A 20,181-nucleotide genomic window follows, 5' to 3' on the forward strand; every position below is an offset into this window, starting at 1 on the left:
GGAATGCATGCTTAAAATAAAAAAGAGAAAAGAAATTCAGATACCGGAGGAAAACAGGATGGCTCATATAGATCAGTCAAAGATACGAAATTTTTGCATTATAGCGCATATCGATCATGGTAAATCGACACTTGCGGACAGAATTATAGAAAAGACAGGATTATTGACTGAACGTGAGATGCAGAATCAGGTGCTTGATAATATGGATCTGGAGCGGGAGCGTGGAATCACGATCAAGGCACAGTGCGTCCGTACGATCTATAAAGCACAGGATGGAGAGGAATATATCTTCAATCTGATCGATACTCCGGGACATGTGGATTTTAATTATGAAGTATCAAGAAGTCTGGCTGCCTGTGAGGGCGCGATCCTGGTTGTGGATGCTGCACAGGGAATCGAGGCACAGACACTTGCAAATGTATATCTTGCAATCGATCACGATCTGGATGTTATGCCGGTTATCAATAAGATCGATCTTCCTTCGGCAGAACCGGAGCGTGTGGTAAATGAAATTGAAGATGTGATCGGAATTGAAGCACAGGATGCTCCAAGGATATCGGCAAAGAACGGAATCAATATCGATCAGGTCTTAGAGCAGATCGTTACGAAGATACCGGCACCAGCAGGAGATCCGGAAAAGCCGCTTCAGGCGCTTATATTTGATAGTATTTATGATTCTTATAAAGGTGTTATCATATTCTGCCGTTTATTCGACGGTGTGGTAAAACGTGGAACATCCATTCGGATGATGGCAACCGGAGCAGTTGCAGAGGTAGTGGAAGTAGGAATCTTCGGGGCTGGCAGATTCGTTCCATGTGATGAGTTATCCGCAGGAATGGTAGGTTATATTACTGCCAGCTTAAAGAATGTCAGAGATACCACGGTCGGTGATACCGTTACAGATAACGACAATCCGTGTGCAGAGGCTCTTCCGGGATATAAGAAGGCACAGCCTATGGTCTATTGCGGACTTTATCCGGCAGATGGAGCCAAATATCCGGATCTTCGTGATGCATTAGAGAAGCTGCAGTTAAATGATGCGTCCTTAAGCTTTGAGCCGGAGACATCGATCGCACTTGGTTTCGGTTTCCGTTGCGGTTTCCTTGGACTTCTCCATTTGGAGATCATACAGGAGCGGTTGGAGCGAGAGTTTAATCTGGATCTGGTTACGACTGCACCGGGCGTTGTTTACCGTGTGCATACAACGGATGGCAAGATGATCGAACTGACGAATCCGTCCAATCTGCCGGATCCATCGAATATCGAATATATGGAAGAACCATTTGTATCCGCAGAGATCATGGTCACTACAGAATATGTGGGTGCGATCATGCAGCTTTGTCAGGAACGACGTGGCGTATATCAGGGAATGGAATATATGGAAGAAACCAGAGCACTGCTTCGATATGACCTTCCGTTAAATGAGATCATTTATGATTTCTTTGATGCTTTAAAATCAAGATCCAGAGGATATGCATCCTTTGATTATGAGATGAAGGGCTATGTACGAAGTGAGCTGGTGAAGCTGGATATTCTGATCAATAAAGAAGAGGTCGATGCGTTATCTTTCATTCTTCATCAGGACACTGCTTATGAACGCGGAAGAAAGATGTGTGAGAAATTAAAGCAGGAGATTCCAAGACATTTATTTGAGATTCCGATCCAGGCTGCAATCGGCAATAAGGTCATTGCCAGAGAGACAGTAAGAGCAGTCAGAAAGGATGTCCTTGCAAAATGTTACGGTGGAGATATCTCCCGTAAGAAGAAGCTTCTGGAGAAACAGAAGGAAGGAAAGAAACGTATGCGTCAGATCGGAAATGTAGAGATCCCGCAGCAGGCGTTTATGAGCGTATTAAAACTTGATGAGGAATAAATATAAAATAATTGCAGGTTATATCGGGACACTTAGAATGAAATAAATCAAATGTGATTTTGATATAAGAAGAAAGCAAATTACAGAAAAATGAGAAGGCAGGAAAAACACATGAGAAAAAATCTGAGTATTTATATACATATTCCGTTTTGCGTTAAGAAGTGTGTATATTGTGATTTCCTGTCTTTTGGTGCGGATGATCCGCAGATCAACCGGAGTGGGGCAGTCAGAAAAGCATATGTCCAGAGTGTTTGCAGAGAATTATTGAGCTATAAAAGTATATCAAAGGACTATATTGTAAGAACGATATTTATAGGCGGAGGCACTCCGTCTATACTTTTGCCGGGCGAGATCATGAATATTCTGGCAACGCTTCGAAGCATCTTTAAGGTAGATGAAGCAGCAGAGATCACGATAGAGGTGAATCCGGGAACCCTGACCGCGATCAAGGCGGCAGAATATCTGGATGCAGGGATCAACCGTATGAGTATCGGACTGCAGTCTGCACACAATGATGAGCTTGCCATGCTTGGCAGGATCCATACATATGAGCAGTTCCTGGCTTCCTATCAGATGGCACGGGAGGCGGGCTTTCGGAATATCAACATTGATCTGATCTCTGCCATTCCTGGACAGACACTTCATTCCTATCTGGATACACTGGAACGGGTATTGAAGTGCAGACCAGAGCATATCTCCTCCTACAGTCTGATCGTGGAAGATGGTACGCCGCTCGCAGAGGATACGGAGCTTCTTGCAAAGCTCCCGGATGAGGAGGCTGACCGCGAAATGTATGAGGCAACCAGAAAGGTGCTTGAGATGTCAGGGTATAAGCGGTATGAGATTTCCAATTATGCAAAGCCCGGATATGAATGCCGGCATAATATTGTATACTGGACGATGGATGAATACATCGGACTTGGTATCGGTGCGGCTTCTTTTTTTAATGGAAGAAGATACTCAAATACATTGGATATGAAGCAGTATATCCGGACGATGGAGGATGTATTTGATAAACGGTCGGCCGATGAGATTTATCAGAGTCAGGCACTGGATACGATCCGTCATATTGATGAAACGGTTGATGTTGATACCCTGATGGAGGAATATGTGATCTTTGGACTGCGGATGACAAGAGGGATCAGTGCGGCAGATTTCTATGACCGGTTTGGACATTCCTTATATGATGTCTATGGGGATGTTATAAGAAGTTATGTGGCGAGCGGACATATGAAGGATGAGAAAGGAATGGTCTTTCTAACGAGAAAGGGAATCGATGTAAGCAACAGGATCCTTGTAGATTTTCTGCATGATGAAAACAAATGAGAGACGAAGGACAGGTTCGGATATGAAAAAAGAGACAGATGGGCAGAGAGAGACTGTCATAGAAGGGAAGGAACTGAATTATACCTATCCTGGAACGAAAACTCCGGTATGGGAGAAGAATCTGACATTTACGATCGATAAAGGAGAAATCGTCGGGTTGGCAGGGCAAAATGGAAGCGGGAAAAGCACGTTGCTCCGGCTACTGGCAGGATTTATTCCATGGGAAATCAACAGGTGTTCGGGGCAGATGATTACCGGAATATCAGAACGGGATATGGCATGTGTGATCGACAGACCTTCTTTCTTTTCCGATCTTTCTGTGCGGGATAATCTGAGACTGATGGATCGTATGAATGGAGAAAAAGGGCTTATGGATGAGAAGCTGGCAGAACTTCTGGGAATCCATGAATTTGATCGGATCAAAGCATCTAAGCTGTCACTAGGTAATAAACAGAAGCTGGCGCTGTGTCTTGCAATTCATAGGGAAACAAAGCTGGCACTACTGGATGAACCTTTAAACGGATTGGATCCATTTACCAAAGCTTCCGTTCTTTCCTGTCTGAGAAAATGGAGAAAGCAGGGGATGGCTGTTATCCTTACCAGCCATATACCAGGGGATCTGGAACAGATCTGTGACCGGATATTGTATCTTTAAAACAAAAGAAATTCGATTCGGATATCAATACAGAAGAAACCATCAGAGAAACAGAAGGCAACTTTGGTTATTTCTTAATTAACAGGAGCAGGCAACAGTATGAATATTTACGGAGCAGAAGTATTTCGGTATAGCAAAAGCTTTTATGGCAGGATGATCATGATCCTGGTAGTGCCATTTGCATGCCTTACAGCAGCATTTCTTTATTATATAAGTAATGGGATAAGCAGTGACTTTCTGGCGGCGGCAGGCTTCTCAGAACAGACGGTCGCAGCGATCAAAGGCCAGATGAGCGGAATTGCTTATATTGCCTCTTCCTTTTCTGCATCCGAACTTCTGATCCTTCTTATGATGCTTCCGGTTATCCTTCATATATCTGAAGATTATGAACAGAATACATTGCGCTGTGAATTACAGAGAAGCAAGAGCAGAACAGCCTGTTATATTGCAAGAATGCTGGCAGCAGTTACTTATGCCTGGGGCATTTTATTGGAATATATTTTGATTTCCGGGGTGATAGCTGCTTTATTTTTCAGAAGCTCCCATGAAATGTCAGTAGCTTCCCGGACTGGAAAAACAGTGCTTGCGATCGTGCTGCAGTTTATAGTGACCGGAGCGTGTGTGATGTTTGTATTTATGCTGACATCCCTGATCCGTCATTCCGTCTTGTCTATGACAACGATAGTCCTGCTGGTATTCTTATTTACACCGGGATATCGTGTTCTTGTGGATCTGTTTGAGCTTCCGTCCGGAGTAAAACAGATTTGGATCATAGAACTTTTGAGTACCACAAGTGATCTTGCATTTAACAGAACAGATGTATTGATCATGCTAGTGGTCGGTCTTTTATATGCTGTGATTTCTACAAGTCTCGGCGTTCATTTTTTCAAAGTTCAAAAGTTATAAATTTTCTTGATTTTTTTCAAAATAAATGTTGACAAACAAGGGAGTGGGTGTTAGATTAATTTTAGTGGTTAGCACTCGGAGTATTTGAGTGCTAACAAAACGAAAGGGATGAGCAGATGGAACTTGACGAGAGAAAAGTCAAAATTCTGAAAGCTATCGTTTCCAATTATTTAGAGACCGGAGAACCTGTAGGATCGCGGACGATTTCAAAGTATACAGATTTGAATCTGAGTTCAGCGACGATCAGGAATGAGATGTCTGATCTGGAGGACATGGGTTATATATGTCAGCCACATACATCTGCAGGAAGAATTCCAACGGACAAAGGATATCGGTTCTACGTTGACAGCCTTATGAATGAGAAGATAGAGGCTGAGACAGAGAAGGGAAATCTTCTTGAACGAGTTGATAAGATGGAGAAGATGCTGAAGCAGGTTGCCCGGGTATTAGCGGCAAATACGAATTATGCCACACTGGTTACCACACCTCAGTATAATAATACCGTGAAGTTTATACAGCTTTCCAAGGTTGCTGAGTCAAAGCTTCTTGCGGTGATCATGGTGGATGGAAATATCGTAAAGAATAAGCTGATCGATACCACGTACGATCTGAAGAATGACGAGATTTTAAAATTCAATATTTTATTAAACACATTCCTTCAGGGAGCTGCATTAGAAGATATTAATCTGGAACTGATACAGACGATGAAGACACAGGCAGGTGAGTATGCAGATATTTTAGAAACCATATTCCAGGGGATTATGGAAGCCATTCATGAAGCAGATGATCTGAAGGTTTACACAAGCGGAATGACCAACATGTTAAAGTATCCGGAATTAATGGATTCTGCGACAGCAGAGAAGCTGCTTGGAACTTTTGAAGACATAGAAGACAAAGAAGACTTTGTAAAATATGTAGAAGAAGTTATCAATAAAGATAACTCTGATATAGAGATCCGAATCGGTGATGAAAATTCCAGTGAGGATCTGAAAGATTGCTCCCTTGTAACGGCAACTTATAAGATGCCGGAAGGCGCAAAAGGAACTATAGGTATCATCGGTCCGAAACGTATGGACTATAAGAAAGTCGTTACGATGTTAAAAAATCTGACCGATGAATTGGATGATATATTTAATAATAACGAATAGGGGGTCCGATAATGGCAGACACCAAGAAAGATACTAAGAAAGTAAAGACAGATGAAAAGGCAGCAGAAACAATTGTAGATGAAGTTACAGCAGAGTCAGCAGATACTGCAGAAACAACAACTACAGATGTGAATGTTACAGAAACCGTGGATGTCCCTGAAGAGCAGGCGGAAGCAGCAAAACCGAAGCCGGTTGCAAAAGAGAACAGACGTGGCAGTAAGGCTTTAAGAGAAGAAAATGATAAATTGAAAGAACGCTGTCAGGATGCAGAAGACAAATATAAACGTCTTCTTGCAGAGTGCGAGAATATCCGCCAGAGAAATGAAAAGGAGTCATCCAAAATGTATGATTTCGGAGCGAAGGATGTTCTTGGAAAATTACTTCCGGTAGTTGACAACTTTGAAAGAGCGATTGCAGCAATTCCGGAAGAGGATAAAGACAGACCGTTTGAAGCAGGAGTTGATAAAATCTACAAATCACTCATGACTTCACTGGAATCCATCGGTGTTACCCCGATGAACTGCGAGGGTGAACAGTTTGATCCGGCGTTCCACAATGCAGTAATGCATGTAGAGGATGAGAATTACGGAGAGAACGTGATCGTCGAAGAGATGCAGCGTGGTTACATGTATAAGGATCAGGTATTACGATTCAGCATGGTAAAGGTTGCAAACTAATAGTCAAATGACTATAGCATATAAATTTTATTAAATTAAGAAAACAGAATTTTATTTAGGAGGAATATAATCATGGGTAAGATAATTGGTATTGACTTAGGTACAACAAATTCATGTGTAGCAGTAATGGAAGGTGGTAAGCCTGTTGTTATTGCGAATACAGAAGGTATGAGAACTACACCATCTGTAGTAGGTTTCTTAAAGACAGGAGAGAGAGTAGTAGGTGAGCCTGCAAAACGTCAGGCAGTTACAAATGCAGATAAGACAATTTCATCCATCAAGCGTCATATGGGTACAGATTACAGAGTAGAGATCGATGGTAAGAAGTATTCACCGGAAGAGATTTCAGCTATGATTCTTCAGAAACTGAAATCCGATGCAGAAGGATATCTCGGTGAGAAGGTTACAGAGGCCGTTATCACAGTACCTGCTTACTTCTCAGATGCACAGAGACAGGCAACAAAGGATGCCGGTAAGATTGCAGGACTTGATGTAAAGCGTATCATCAACGAGCCTACAGCAGCAGCTCTTTCTTATGGTCTTGATAATGAGCAGGAGCAGAAGATCATGGTATATGACTTAGGTGGTGGTACATTTGATGTATCTATCATAGAGATTGGTGAAGGTGTCATTGAAGTATTAGCAACAGCCGGTGATAATAAGCTTGGTGGTGATGACTTTGATAATGCTGTTACACAGTATATGTTAGATGAGTTCAAGAAGGCAGAAGGTATTGATCTTTCAAGCGATAAGATGGCTATGCAGAGATTAAAGGAAGCAGCAGAGAAGGCAAAGAAAGAGCTTTCATCCGCTATGACAACAAACATCAACCTTCCTTTCATTACAGCAAATCAGGATGGACCAAAGCATTTTGATATGAACCTGACAAGAGCAAAATTTGATGAGTTAACAGCAGATCTGGTTGACAGAACAAAGGTACCTGTTCAGACAGCACTGGAAGATGCAGGACTTACTGCAGCAGATCTTGATAAGGTATTATTAGTTGGTGGTTCTACACGTATCATCGCCGTACAGGAAGAAGTTAAGAGATTAACAGGTAAAGAGCCGTTCAAGGGTATCAACCCTGATGAGTGTGTTGCAATCGGTGCATCTATCCAGGGCGGTAAGCTTGCAGGTGATGCCGGTGCCGGTGAGATTCTTCTTCTTGATGTTACACCACTTACACTTTCTATCGAAACAATGGGTGGTATCGCAACACATCTGATCGAGAGAAACACTACAATTCCTACAAAGAAGAGCCAGATTTTCTCAACAGCACAGGATAATCAGGATGCCGTTGATATCAACGTAGTACAGGGTGAAAGACAGTTTGCAAAAGATAATAAGAGTCTTGGACGTTTCAGACTGGATGGTATCGCTCCTGCAAGAAGAGGCGTTCCTCAGATCGAAGTATCATTCGATATCGATGCGAATGGTATCGTAAATGTATCTGCTAAGGATCTCGGAACAGGAAGAGAACAGCACATTACAATTACTTCCGGTACATCACTTTCAGATGATGATATCGAGAGAGCAGTAAAAGAAGCTGCAGAATACGAAGCACAGGATAAGAAACGTAAGGAAGGCATTGAAGCAAGAAATGAAGCAGATGCACTTGCATTCCAGACAGAAAAAGCACTGAATGAAGTCGGAGATAAGCTTTCAGATGCAGATAAGTCTGCCGTACAGGCTGACTTAGACTCATTAAAGTCAACAATTGAAAGCACGGATGCAGAGAATATGACAGATCTTGATGTGGATAAGATCAAGGCGGCTAAGGATAAGCTTATGGAAAGTGCTCAGAATCTGTTCGCTAAGCTTTATGAGCAGAATGGTCCCGGAGCAAATGCAGGAACAGGTACAGGTACACCGGACTTTTCAGAGGGTGATGTAGTAGATGGAGATTTCACAGAGGTTTAAGCCTTGAAATAATATGAAATGTAGTCTATAGTAAATATCTGACAGTAAAACAGGAAAATTGTTTCCTGTTTTACTGTGGATATGAAAGTATATCGCAGATGAAAGGTTAAAAGTTATGGCAGAAACAAAAACTGATTACTATGAGGTCCTTGGTGTAACCAAGAATGCCTCAGAGGCAGAGATAAAAAAAGCATATCGTGTCGTAGCCAAGAAATATCATCCTGATATGAACCCGGGCGATGCGGAAGCTGAAAGAAAATTTAAAGAAGCAGCGGAAGCTTATGCAGTACTTAGTGACCCGGAGAAGCGAGCAAAATATGATCAGTATGGTCATGCGGCATTTGATCCAAATGCCGGCGGCAGTGGCTTTGGTGGCTTCGGCGGCTTTGATTTTGCTGATATGGGAGATATTTTCGGAGATATTTTCGGAGATATGTTCGGTGGTGGAAGCAGACAGAGAAATTCAAACGGACCTGTAAAGGGTGCTAACATCAAGACAACGATCAGAGTTGCTTTTGAGGAAGCAATATTTGGTACACAGAAAGAACTGGATCTTCCATTAAAGGATGAATGTGAAGTATGTAAGGGAACCGGTTCACAGCCGGGACATCAGCCGGAGGTTTGTGGCAAATGCGGCGGAAAAGGTCAGATCGTTACAACACAGCAGTCCTTGTTTGGCGTAGTAAGAAATGTATCGACTTGTCCGGACTGTGGCGGATCCGGTAAGATCATTAGATATAAATGTAGCAACTGTGCGGGAACCGGTTATGTAAAGAGCAGAAAGAAGATTCAGATCGCTGTTCCGCCTGGAGTAGATAACGGAACCAATATCCGTATCAAAGGAAAAGGTGAACCTGGATTTAATGGTGGTGAAAGAGGAGATCTTCATGTTACGATCCTTGTTGATCGTCATCCGAAGTTCCAGAGACAGGAATACAATCTTTACTCCTCCGAACCGATCTCATTCACACAGGCAGCACTGGGTGGAAATATTAAGATCCATACGATCGAGGGAGAGATTGATTACACGATCCCACCAGGAACACAGACCGATACCAAGGTTAAGCTGAAGGGAAAAGGTGTGCCAAACCTGAAGAATCCTACTCAGCGTGGTGATCATTATGTAACACTGGTTGTACAGGTTCCTGAGAAGCTGACTGCAGAACAGAAGCGTATTTTGAATGAATACGAGCAGGCAACATTGGTTGAGACCAGACCTGCAACAGATTCGGTAGGAACATCATTCTCGTTTGGAGATCACAAAAAAAGAAAGAAGAAATAGGTAAATAGATTATGAAATGGACACAAATCACGATTGAAACAACGTGTGAGGCTGTCGATTTACTCAGCGCCTTCCTCGATGAGGAAGGCGTTTTGGGTATAGAAGTCGATGACAATGTGCCTCTGACAGATGAAGAAATGGCAGCGATGTTTGTAGATCTTCTGCCGGATGAGATGCCGACGGATGACGGAACAGCAAAGGTTTCCTGCTATCTGAATGATTCCTTTGACAAGGAAGAGATAAAAACAAAGATCAAAAACGAACTGGAACGGTTGTCAGAATTTATTCCGGTTGGAGCCTGTAATATCATAGAATCCGAGACGGAAGATGTGGACTGGATGAATAACTGGAAAGCATATTTTAAACCGTTTCGTCTGTATGATAATATCGTTATCAAACCAACCTGGGAGGATGCACCTTCTGACGTAACAGATGATGATATTGTGATCGATATTGATCCGGGTGCAGCATTTGGAACCGGTTCCCATGAGACAACCAGATTATGTATCGGACAGTTGAAGAAATATATGAAAGAAGGAGATCTGGTTCTTGACTGTGGAAGCGGAAGCGGGATTCTTTCCTTTGTATGCAGTAATCTTGGCGCAAAAGAGGTTCTTGGAATTGATATAGATGAAACTGCGGTTCATGTCAGCATCGAGAACAGGGAGATCAACCATATTACTGAAGATCAGGTTCAGTTCCTCTGTGGCAATGTGCTTGCAGATAAAGAGCTTGTCCAGTCGATTGAGCCGAAATATGATATCGTAGTTGCGAATATTCTTGCAGATGTAATCATCCCACTTTCCGGTGTTGTACAGCAGTTTATGAAGGATGATGCGAAGTTTATCTGTTCCGGAATTATCAATACAAAAGAAGATGAGGTCAGACAGGCACTTCTTGACAATCACTTCAGAATAGTGGATACTGTCTCTATGAAAGACTGGATCAGTTTTGTAGCTGAGAAGGATAATTAGTCATAAAGAGACAGGATTGGGAAGATGAATCGTTTTTTTGTAGATTTTGATGGACGGGAATTTGATAAGAGCATTGATATTACCGGTGAGGATGTCAATCATATTAAGAATGTTCTTCGTTTAAAAGTAAATGATGAGATCATAATAAGTGATGGCAGGGGTAGAGATTACCGCTGCCAGATTTCAGTTATGGATCATGAAAAAGTGGTTGCAGATATTCTGGATGTATGTGATAATTTTGCAGAACTTGAAACAGGGATTACGTTGTTTCAGGGATTTCCAAAGGCAGATAAAATGGAATGGATCATCCAGAAGACGGTAGAACTTGGTGTGATCAGGATCGTACCGGTTATGACGAAACGGACGGTTGTCAAGCTGGATGCGAAGAAAGCAGGAAAGAAGACGGAACGTTATCAGGCAATCGCACTTGCGGCGGCGAAGCAGTCGGGCAGAGGCATAATCCCGGAGGTGACGGCTCCCGTAACATGGAAAGAGGCTCTTGCTATGGCAAAGGAGCTTGATATGAATATGATCCCATATGAGGAAGCAGAAGGAGTCGCATATTCGAAAGAGGTCTTTGCATCGATCAAAGGAAAGAAAAGTCTTGGTATATTTATAGGTCCGGAAGGTGGATTTGCCAGAGAAGAAGTCAAGACAGCGGTAGCTATGGGCGCGAAGATGGTCACACTTGGACACAGAATTTTGCGTACAGAGACGGCAGGAATGGCGGTTATGTCGATCATAATGTTTGAACTGGAAGAGGATAGATAGAGATGGAAGCATATTTTGATAATGCAGCAACAACAAAGGTATTTCCGGAAGTGAAAGATCTGGTAGTAAAATTAATGGAAGAAGATTATGGAAATCCTTCTTCCTTGCATCAGAAAGGTCTGGATGCAGGACACTATATCAAGGAGACAAAAGAGATTCTTGCAAAAGAATGGAAGGTAGACAGCAAAGAGATCGTGCTGACTTCCGGTGGAACGGAATCTAATAATCTTGCGTTGATCGGAGCGGCACTTGCGAATAAAAGAAGTGGTAACCGGATTATAACTTCTAAGGTGGAACATGCATCCGTATCAAGTACGATGGCATTTTTGGAGAGTCTTGGATTTGAAGTTGTATATCTGAATGTAGATCACCAGGGAATCGTGGATCTGGAACAATTAGAACAGGAAGTGAATGAGGATACGATCCTTGTATCTGTTATGTATGTAAATAATGAGATTGGTGCAGTAGAGCCGATTCAGGAGATTGCAGAGATTATCAAAGAAAAGAATCCGAAGACGCTCTTTCATGTGGATGCGATTCAGGCATTTGGCAAATATCACATTTACCCGAAACGGATGGGTATCGATCTGATGTCTGTAAGTGGTCATAAGATACATGGACCAAAAGGAACGGGAGCGTTGTTTATCAAGAACCGTACGAAGGTGAAGCCAATCATATACGGCGGCGGACAGCAGGATGGAATGCGGTCAGGTACAGAAAATGTTCCGGGATTTGCAGGATTTGGACTGGCAACAAAGATAGTTTATGAAGATCTGGAAGCCAGAATTGTTCGTATGCGGGCGGTAAAAGACCGTTTGACCGAACGACTAAAGACACTTCCGGATGTATATATCAATGAAGGGGAAGCACCACATATCCTAAGTGTATCATTTGTTGGTGTTCGAAGCGAAGTGATGCTGCATGCATTAGAAGAACGGGAAATCTATGTTTCTTCCGGATCGGCATGTTCGTCGAATAAACCGGCAGTCAGCCATGTATTGTCTTCGATCGGTTTGCAGAAGAATCGGTTGGAATCCACGATCCGTTTCAGTTTTTCGGCAGAGAACACAGTGGAACAGGCAGACTATGCAGCAGATGTGATAGAGGAGATCCTGCCGGTTTATAGAAAATATGTCAGAAAAAAGTAGTATCAAACGAATGGAAAGTTTGTTTATAATAGTAAAAAACAGGTGAAGAATAAATAAACAGGATGAAAATTGGAGGTTGAGAGAAGTATATGCAGTATAAGGCATTTATGATCAAATATGCTGAGATCGGTACAAAAGGAAAAAACCGGTATATATTTGAAGATATCCTTGTAAAAAACATTAATCGTAAGATCAAAAATTATGGTGATTTTTATATCCGCAAGGAACAGGGAAGGATCTTTATTGAAGCAAAATCAGACTATGATTATGAAGATGTAGTGAATGCACTGACCAAGGTATTCGGTATCGTTGGAATCTGCCCGATCGTGGTAGAGGAGGATACATCGTTTGAAGCGATCAAAGGAAAGGTGATCGCATATGTGGATCAGGCATATCGTAAGAAGAACTTTACCTTTAAAGTAAATACAAGAAGAAATGATAAAAGCTATCCTATGACCTCAATGGAGGTAAATGCGGAGCTTGGTCATTATCTGTTAGAGGCATTTCCGGATACTTCCGTTGATGTTCATGAACCGGATGAGATCATAAATGTAGAGATCCGGAAGACGGTATATATTTATTCGATCACGATTCCAGGCCCGGGAGGACTTCCGGTTGGTACAAATGGCAAGGGAATGGCATTATTATCCGGTGGAATTGACAGCCCGGTTGCAACTTATATGATTGCAAAACGTGGAGTTCAGATGGAAGCGGTATATTTTCATGCACCGCCATTTACCAGTGAACGTGCCAAAGAAAAGGTAATTGATCTGGCGTGTCTGGTTGCGGATTATGCAGGTGCGATCAAGTTACATGTTGTAAACTTTGCAGATGTTCAGATGGCAATCTATGATAACTGTCCGCACGAGGAACTTACGATCATTATGAAGCGTTATATGATCAAGATAGCAGAAGAGCTGGCAAAGAGAAATGACTGTCAGTGTACGGTGACGGGAGAAAGTATCGGGCAGGTATCCAGCCAGACGGTATTCAGTCTTGCTGTTATCAATGATGTCAGTACTTTGCCGGTATTCCGTCCATGTATCGGACTGGATAAGCAGGAGATCGTTGACATATCAGAGAAAATCGGAACCTATGAGACTTCGATCCTTCCTTATGAGGACTGCTGTACAACATTTGTAGCAAAGCACCCGGTAACAAAACCGATATTATCTGCGATCGAGAAATCGGAAGCAAAGCTTGCCGGTATTATCGAACCGTTATATGAAAAAGCGTTAGAGTCTGTAGAAACTGTAATGTGCAGATCACAGAGATAAGATGAAAAAGCTTGCCACTACAAAGGCGGCAAGCTTTTTTATGCAGAATGACTGTCGGAACGGGCATTCTGTATGTATGCAAATAGGCGGTTATGATTATTCAACAACGTAAGGCTTGATTGCTGCAAGAATATCAGCAAGATCCTTGTCATCAGCGTGAATGTTTAATTCAATTGGCTTTGAAATATCAAGGCTGAATATACCCATAATTGATTTTGCATCAATAACATAACGTCCTGAGATGAGGTCGAATTCTGCGTCGAATTTTGCAATTTCATTGCAGAATGCTTTTACCTTATCGATTGAATTTAAAGAAACCATTAATGCTTTCATGATTGCCCTCCTAAAAGTTAGATTATCCGGAGTCATAATGACCGCGGATGTTTATATATTTATAATATCTTTTGGAGAGGGAAAAGTCAATAATAAGAAAGGAAAAATAAGGAATGTTGAAGGGAAAAACAGTAGCCCCTCTGACACTGGGCTGCAAGGTAAATCAATACGAGACAGATGGTATGATCGAACTCTTAAAAGAGGCTGGTATGACGGCTGTTTCCTTCGAAGAAAAAGCAGATGTGTATCTGATAAATACATGCTCTGTTACCAATATGGCAGATAAAAAGTCCAGACAGATGATACACAGAGCCAAGAAGCTGAATCCGGATGCGGTTGTAATAGCAGCGGGCTGTTATGTGCAGGCGGCAAAAGATAAGCTGATGGAAGATGACAGGATATCTATTATCATCGGAAATAATAAAAAGAAGGACATTGTGCAGATCCTTGAAGACTATCTGGAGATCGGAGTGACGGACGAAGGCATGCTCGATATTGCGGCAGAAAAGGAATATGAACCGCTTACGATCAACAGTACCTTAGAACATACACGGGCATATGTGAAGATTCAGGATGGATGTAACCAGTTCTGCTCTTATTGTATTATTCCGTACGTTAGAGGAAGAATCCGGAGCCGGGAGCTTGCATCGATTACAGAAGAAGTAGAACGTCTGGCACAGACCGGAGTAAAAGAGATTGTTCTGACAGGTATCCATATCTCATCTTATGGCAATGATAAGGAAAATGAGGTAGGACTCGCAGATGTAATTGACGCAATCTCAAAAATTGAATCAATTGAACGGATCCGTCTTGGTTCTCTGGAACCGGGTATCATTACAGATACATTTATAGATCGTATTGTGGATAATAAAAAGGTATGTCCGCATTTCCATTTAAGCCTGCAAAGTGGCTGCAATACAGTATTGAAACGGATGAACCGGAAATATACTTGTGAAGAATACTTTGAAAAATGTGAGATGCTTCGTAAGGCATTTGACCGCCCGGCTTTGACAACAGATGTGATCGTAGGCTTTCCGGGAGAAACGGATGAAGAATTTCAGGAAACGGTTGACTACCTGACGAAACTTAATCTGTATGAAATGCATATATTTAAATTTTCACCGAGACAGGGAACGGTTGCGGCCGGTATGAGGGATCAGATCGGACCGGAGATCAAGAATCAGAGGAGCGATGTGCTGCTGGCATTATCTGAAAAGAACAAACATGCATATGAAGCTTCTTTTCGGGGAGAAACTCTGGAGGTTCTGATTGAAGAAAAAGTCCGGAGAAATGGAAAAGACGGATACCGTGGACATACAGAACGCTATATAGATATTTTTGTAGAGAAAGAATGTATGCATAGGATTTGTGGACGAGAAGTGGATATCATCAATCATATAGTGCAGATTCCATATGGCATGGAATAGACAGCCGGTGGGGGAAAATTATGCATGAATTGCGTGGAACATATACAAATATGCGGCTTTAGGTTGAATTTTGCGTGATTTTATATTATTATAGGGTAAGATTTTTTTGCAAAGATGCCGATGGCACTTGATAAAAGTAAGGATGTGAGTATATGAATAATAGAGAAAATACACAACATATTGCACAACTGAAAGATAATACAATAGATGTAACACAGATCATTGGACAGGTTTATGAGGCTTTGACAGAAAAAGGATATAATCCGGTCAGCCAGCTTGTTGGTTATATTATGAGTGGAGATCCTACATATATCACCAGCTATAAGAATGCAAGAAGTCTGATCATGAAGGCAGAACGGGATGAGATCATTGAAGTTCTGTTTGAAGATTACATCAAGAATAATCTGATCAAGTAGATGAAGAGTGCATCAGAATAATCGAATCAGGTAGAGAGAAGAACAGGATAAGAGTATGCGGATAATTGGATTGGACTACGGAACAAAGACAGTAGGAGTTGCGGTCAGTGATGCGCTGATGATCACGGCACAGCCACTTGAAACAATAGAAAGAAAATCAGCAAACAAGCTTCGACAGACACTTGCGAGAATAGAGAGTATCATTGAAGAATATCAGGCGGAACGGATCGTTCTCGGATATCCGAAGAATATGAATAATACGATTGGAGAACGGGCAGAAGCGACCGAACAGTTTAAAGAAGATCTGGAACGCAGGACAGGCCTGGAAGTGATCCTGTGGGATGAAAGACTCTCTACGGTAGAAGCAGAACGGATTTTAATGGATACCGGAGTCAGAAGAGAAAACCGGAAGCAGTATGTGGACAAGATGGCTGCTGCGGTTATTTTGCAGAATTATCTTGATAGTCAGGCTCATGAAGGGCAGACAGAATAGTCGAAAGGATTAAACAGAATGGAAAACGACAGCATAGTATTTACAGATGAAGATGGCAATGAGGTTGTTTTTTCTGTTATGGAGCAGACAACTCTTGGCGGAGTGAATTACCTGCTTGTTACAGAAGATGGAGACGATGAGGATGATGGTTCTTTCCTGATCCTGAAGGAGAATGCTTCAGACAGTGAAGGTGAGATGGCAGCGTTTGATATCGTTGAAGATGACAAAGAATTAGAAGCAGTTATGAAGATATTTGAAGAACTGCTAGAGGACGTAGATTTGGAGGTATAGAACATTGAAAAAATTGAATAGTGATGCAGTAAAGATCATTCCATTGGGCGGATTGGAACAGATTGGAATGAACATTACTGCAATAGAGTATGAGGACTCTATTATAGTCATTGACTGCGGTCTGGCATTCCCTGAGGACGATATGTTAGGAATCGATCTTGTAATACCGGATGTCACTTACCTTAAGGAAAACGCGGACAAAGTCAAAGGACTTGTGGTTACCCATGGTCATGAGGATCATATCGGAGCCATTCCTTACATTGAGAAAGAACTCAATATGCCGATTTACGCAACAAAGCTTACGATGGGACTGATCGAGAATAAACTGAAAGAACATAATCTGATGAACAACACCAGACGTAAGGTTGTAAAATATGGACAGAATATCATTCTTGGAAAATTCCGGATAGAATTTATTAAGACGAACCATTCGATTGCTGATTCCGCAGCATTGGCGATCTATACGCCGGCAGGACTGCTTGTCCATACCGGAGATTTCAAAATTGATTATACACCGGTATTTGGAGACATGATCGATCTCCAACGTTTTGCGGAACTTGGAAAAAAAGGCGTTCTGGCACTGATGGCAGATTCCACAAATGCAGAACGTGAGGGCTTTACAAAGTCAGAAAAGACAGTAGGAAGAACCTTTGATAATCTGTTCAATGATAATCAGAATCATCGTATTATTATTGCTACATTTGCATCGAATGTAGATCGTGTGCAGCAGATTATCAATTCGGCATATAAATATGGCAGAAAAGTAATCATCGAAGGAAGAAGTATGGTGAATATCATCAGTACAGCTTCTGAACTCGGATATATTGATATACCGGACAACACGCTGATCGATATCAGCCAGATCAAGAATTATCCGGATGAGAAGCTGGTTCTGATCACGACAGGAAGCCAAGGTGAAAACATGGCTGCCTTATCAAGGATCGCAGCATCGATCCATAATAAGATCTCTATCATGCCGGGAGATGTGGTCATATTCAGTTCGCACCCGATCCCTGGTAATGAAAAAGCGGTATTCAAGGTGATCAATGAGCTGGAAATGAAAGGTGCTCATGTAATTTTTGAAGATACACATGTATCCGGACATGCATGCAGAGAGGAATTGAAGCTGATCTATGCACTCACAAAACCAAAATATGCGATACCAGTACATGGTGAGTACAGACATCTGAAGCGCCATGCAGAGCTGGCACAGGAGATGGGTATTCCAAAAGAGAATATCAAGATCCTGACAACAGGAGATGTTCTGGAAGTCAGTGAGGATAAACTGGAAGTAACCGGAAAAGTTCCTGCACAGGGAGTCTTTGTTGACGGACTTGGAGTTGGAGATGTTGGAAATATCGTTTTAAGAGACAGACAGCTTCTGTCGCAGAATGGTCTTCTGATCATCGTAGTGACACTCGATAAATACAGCAATAACCTGATTGCAGGACCGGATATCGTTTCCCGTGGATTTGTATATGTCAGAGAATCGGAAACATTGATGGAAGACTGCCGTGCCGTAGTAGAAGAAGCACTGGAGAAATGCCTGCGGAAGAATATTACCGACTGGGGCAAGATCAAGACAACCATCAAGGATTCCTTAAGTGAATTCCTTTGGAAGCGGACGAAGAGAAGCCCGATGATCCTTCCAATCATTACCGAAGTATAAATTGTCCTGAAAAATAGTGTCCATGCACAGATGCAGGTTAAGAAGAAAAGAGGAAACAGACATGAGTGATGTTGTTGAACTCAGCAAAAAACTGAATGAAACGATAAAGGAGTCAGAATTCTACAGAAATTATCTGACCTGCCGTGAACGGCTGTATGAACATCCGGATCTTCTCCGGGGACTGAATGAATTCAAGAAAAGAAATTCAGAGATCCAGAACCGTGGCTCTGTGGATAATCCATACGATGAGGTGGTTGCACTGTTTGAGGAGTATGACGCAATCGTTCACGACACGATCGTGAATGATTTCCTTCGGGCAGAACGAAAGCTGTGCAGGATGTTGAAAACGATGTATGATGAGATTGCAGATGGTCTGGATGTTGACATAAAGCAGTAGGATATGATAAAACAGTTACGAGAAGTGTCTGGATGGACACCGTAAGATAAGGAGAACAGATATGGCTATAGATAGTGCTGTAACAATGAAACGGATATTGCGGTTTGCGATAGGCTTACTGGTAAATGTATTTATCCTGTTTATACTTGTGAAAGTGTTTGCGTTTGGCTTTAGCTTTGCCTATGATGTATTTGCCAGCAATAGCTGTAAGGATAAATCTGATACAAAGGTAGTCACAGTCACAGTTCTGCCGGATTCTTCGATCAAGGATGTATGCGAGACTCTGGATGATGCCGGAGTTGTAAAAAATGCATATGCACTGATGGTGCGTATCCGAATCGGATCTTATGCAGCAAAGATAAAACCTGGAACATATGAGATCGCACCAAGTTATACAAATGATGAGATCATAACGATCATAACAGGTGGAACTCTGGATAGTGACAGTAAGAAAAGTGGAGATAATAAATGATAACAGATGAGAGAATTGCATCCTTCATAAATTCATTCAACAATGACTATGATGATGCAATAACTGCTATCAGAAAAGAAGCAGAAGAGCAGGGGGTTCCTATCATACGAAGAGAGGCCGGAGAATTTATCAGGCTTCTTCTGAGAATGAAGAAACCGGTAAATATACTGGAGATAGGAACTGCGGTAGGCTTTTCTGCTATTTTTATGAGCAGGTTTATTGCAGAGGGTGGACATATCACAACAATTGAAAACTATCAGCCGAGAATTGATCGGGCAAAAGAGAATATAAAGCTGGCAGGTGCAGAAAAGAAGATCACTCTGTTAGAGGGAGATGCAAATGAGATCCTGCCGACATTGTCGGATCAATATGATCTGGTCTTTATGGATGCTGCAAAAGGTCAGTATGGAAGCTTTTTCCAGAAGGTGGTTCCTTTACTTGCGCCGGAAGGAATCCTGCTATGTGATAATGTGCTGCAGGATGGAGATGTACTGGAATCGCGGTTTGCAGTAACCAGAAGAAACCGGACAATTCATGCCAGAATGCGGGAATATCTGTATGAATTAAAGCATGATGAACGGCTGGATACAGCCATCCTGAATATAGGAGATGGAATGAGCCTATCGGTGAAAAAAACGGCTGATAAAAAGGATCATTGAAAAAGTAGTGGATCAATGAAAAAACAAGAAGATATTAACAGGCGGATGGCAACAGACTAAAAGGTGA

The 20,181-nt window shown here is 42.0% G+C and carries 21 protein-coding genes; 20 read left to right on the top strand and 1 reads right to left on the bottom strand.

All coding sequences use genetic code 11. From position 1 onward, the window contains the following. Positions 1-58: 58 nt before the first annotated feature. From lepA to thiI, 12 genes are all read left to right on the top strand, one after another. A complete protein-coding gene (lepA, locus tag DWW85_RS02155; protein ID WP_008403015.1) occupies positions 59-1,873 on the top strand; it encodes a translation elongation factor 4 in 1,815 nt (604 codons plus the stop codon). A 111-nt stretch (positions 1,874-1,984) separates the two neighbouring features. Next, positions 1,985-3,199 (top strand): radical SAM family heme chaperone HemW, encoded by a 1,215-nt coding sequence (hemW, locus tag DWW85_RS02160; RefSeq protein WP_117807359.1) that lies wholly within the window; start codon positions 1,985-1,987, stop codon positions 3,197-3,199. Next, entirely contained in the window at positions 3,183-3,854 is a 672-nt protein-coding gene (locus tag DWW85_RS02165; RefSeq protein WP_117807360.1) for an ABC transporter ATP-binding protein, read from the top strand. Before hemW ends, DWW85_RS02165 begins: the two co-directional genes overlap by 17 nt. Before the next feature lie 99 nt (positions 3,855-3,953). After that, positions 3,954-4,760, top strand: coding sequence for a hypothetical protein (locus tag DWW85_RS02170; protein ID WP_117807361.1), 807 nt, complete (start codon positions 3,954-3,956; stop codon positions 4,758-4,760). A 116-nt stretch (positions 4,761-4,876) separates the two neighbouring features. After that, positions 4,877-5,908: a heat-inducible transcriptional repressor HrcA gene (hrcA, locus tag DWW85_RS02175; protein ID WP_021943470.1), complete on the top strand. Its 1,032-nt coding sequence runs from the start codon at positions 4,877-4,879 to the stop codon at positions 5,906-5,908. 11 nt (positions 5,909-5,919) lie between these two features. Then, positions 5,920-6,585, top strand: a complete 666-nt coding sequence (gene grpE, locus DWW85_RS02180) for a nucleotide exchange factor GrpE (RefSeq protein WP_021943469.1) — start codon at positions 5,920-5,922, stop codon at positions 6,583-6,585. Positions 6,586-6,657: 72 nt separating this feature from the next. Further along, positions 6,658-8,505, top strand: a complete 1,848-nt coding sequence (dnaK, locus tag DWW85_RS02185; protein ID WP_117807362.1) for a molecular chaperone DnaK — start codon at positions 6,658-6,660, stop codon at positions 8,503-8,505. Positions 8,506-8,620: 115 nt separating this feature from the next. Beyond that, the gene (dnaJ, locus tag DWW85_RS02190) at positions 8,621-9,787 is read left to right on the top strand and encodes a molecular chaperone DnaJ (protein ID WP_044946265.1); all 1,167 of its coding nucleotides are present in this window, start codon (positions 8,621-8,623) and stop codon (positions 9,785-9,787) included. An 11-nt stretch (positions 9,788-9,798) separates the two neighbouring features. After that, a complete protein-coding gene (gene prmA, locus DWW85_RS02195; protein ID WP_117807363.1) occupies positions 9,799-10,761 on the top strand; it encodes a 50S ribosomal protein L11 methyltransferase in 963 nt (320 codons plus the stop codon). 24 nt (positions 10,762-10,785) lie between these two features. Next, a complete protein-coding gene (locus tag DWW85_RS02200; RefSeq protein WP_117807364.1) occupies positions 10,786-11,532 on the top strand; it encodes a 16S rRNA (uracil(1498)-N(3))-methyltransferase in 747 nt (248 codons plus the stop codon). A gap of 2 nt (positions 11,533-11,534) precedes the next feature. Continuing rightward, positions 11,535-12,680 (top strand): cysteine desulfurase family protein, encoded by a 1,146-nt coding sequence (locus DWW85_RS02205; RefSeq protein ID WP_117807365.1) that lies wholly within the window; start codon positions 11,535-11,537, stop codon positions 12,678-12,680. A gap of 89 nt (positions 12,681-12,769) precedes the next feature. After that, complete coding sequence (gene thiI, locus DWW85_RS02210; protein ID WP_117807366.1) at positions 12,770-13,957, top strand: tRNA uracil 4-sulfurtransferase ThiI; 1,188 nt, start codon at positions 12,770-12,772, stop codon at positions 13,955-13,957. 96 nt (positions 13,958-14,053) lie between these two features. On the opposite strand, the gene DWW85_RS02215 is transcribed toward thiI, so the two are convergent. Beyond that, positions 14,054-14,290 carry an HPr family phosphocarrier protein gene (locus DWW85_RS02215; RefSeq protein ID WP_021943462.1) on the bottom strand — a complete coding sequence of 79 codons (237 nt, stop codon included), beginning with the start codon at positions 14,288-14,290 and terminating at the stop codon, positions 14,054-14,056. A 113-nt stretch (positions 14,291-14,403) separates the two neighbouring features. On the opposite strand from DWW85_RS02215, the gene mtaB reads away from it, so the two are divergent. The 8 genes from mtaB to DWW85_RS02255 all read left to right on the top strand — a co-directional run bounded on the left by mtaB (position 14,404) and on the right by DWW85_RS02255 (position 20,114). Then, positions 14,404-15,717 (top strand): tRNA (N(6)-L-threonylcarbamoyladenosine(37)-C(2))-methylthiotransferase MtaB, encoded by a 1,314-nt coding sequence (gene mtaB / locus DWW85_RS02220; RefSeq protein ID WP_117807367.1) that lies wholly within the window; start codon positions 14,404-14,406, stop codon positions 15,715-15,717. Positions 15,718-15,869: 152 nt separating this feature from the next. Next, the gene (locus tag DWW85_RS02225; protein WP_021943460.1) at positions 15,870-16,133 is read left to right on the top strand and encodes an IreB family regulatory phosphoprotein; all 264 of its coding nucleotides are present in this window, start codon (positions 15,870-15,872) and stop codon (positions 16,131-16,133) included. A 55-nt stretch (positions 16,134-16,188) separates the two neighbouring features. Further along, entirely contained in the window at positions 16,189-16,626 is a 438-nt protein-coding gene (gene ruvX / locus DWW85_RS02230; RefSeq protein WP_021943459.1) for a Holliday junction resolvase RuvX, read from the top strand. A gap of 18 nt (positions 16,627-16,644) precedes the next feature. Beyond that, positions 16,645-16,917, top strand: coding sequence for a DUF1292 domain-containing protein (locus tag DWW85_RS02235; RefSeq protein ID WP_117807368.1), 273 nt, complete (start codon positions 16,645-16,647; stop codon positions 16,915-16,917). Positions 16,918-16,921: 4 nt separating this feature from the next. Further along, complete coding sequence (locus DWW85_RS02240; protein WP_021943458.1) at positions 16,922-18,586, top strand: ribonuclease J; 1,665 nt, start codon at positions 16,922-16,924, stop codon at positions 18,584-18,586. A 61-nt stretch (positions 18,587-18,647) separates the two neighbouring features. After that, the gene (locus DWW85_RS02245) at positions 18,648-18,983 is read left to right on the top strand and encodes a YlbF family regulator (protein WP_117785451.1); all 336 of its coding nucleotides are present in this window, start codon (positions 18,648-18,650) and stop codon (positions 18,981-18,983) included. Positions 18,984-19,044: 61 nt separating this feature from the next. Then, positions 19,045-19,455 carry an endolytic transglycosylase MltG gene (locus DWW85_RS02250; RefSeq protein ID WP_021943456.1) on the top strand — a complete coding sequence of 137 codons (411 nt, stop codon included), beginning with the start codon at positions 19,045-19,047 and terminating at the stop codon, positions 19,453-19,455. After that, positions 19,452-20,114, top strand: coding sequence for an O-methyltransferase (locus DWW85_RS02255; RefSeq protein WP_021943455.1), 663 nt, complete (start codon positions 19,452-19,454; stop codon positions 20,112-20,114). The genes DWW85_RS02250 and DWW85_RS02255 overlap by 4 nt, the downstream gene beginning before the upstream one ends. Positions 20,115-20,181 lie beyond the last annotated feature (67 nt).

The organism is Clostridium sp. AF17-21AC (genome assembly GCF_003461365.1).
Classification (GTDB): domain Bacteria; phylum Bacillota; class Clostridia; order Lachnospirales; family Lachnospiraceae; genus Coprococcus; species Coprococcus ammoniilyticus.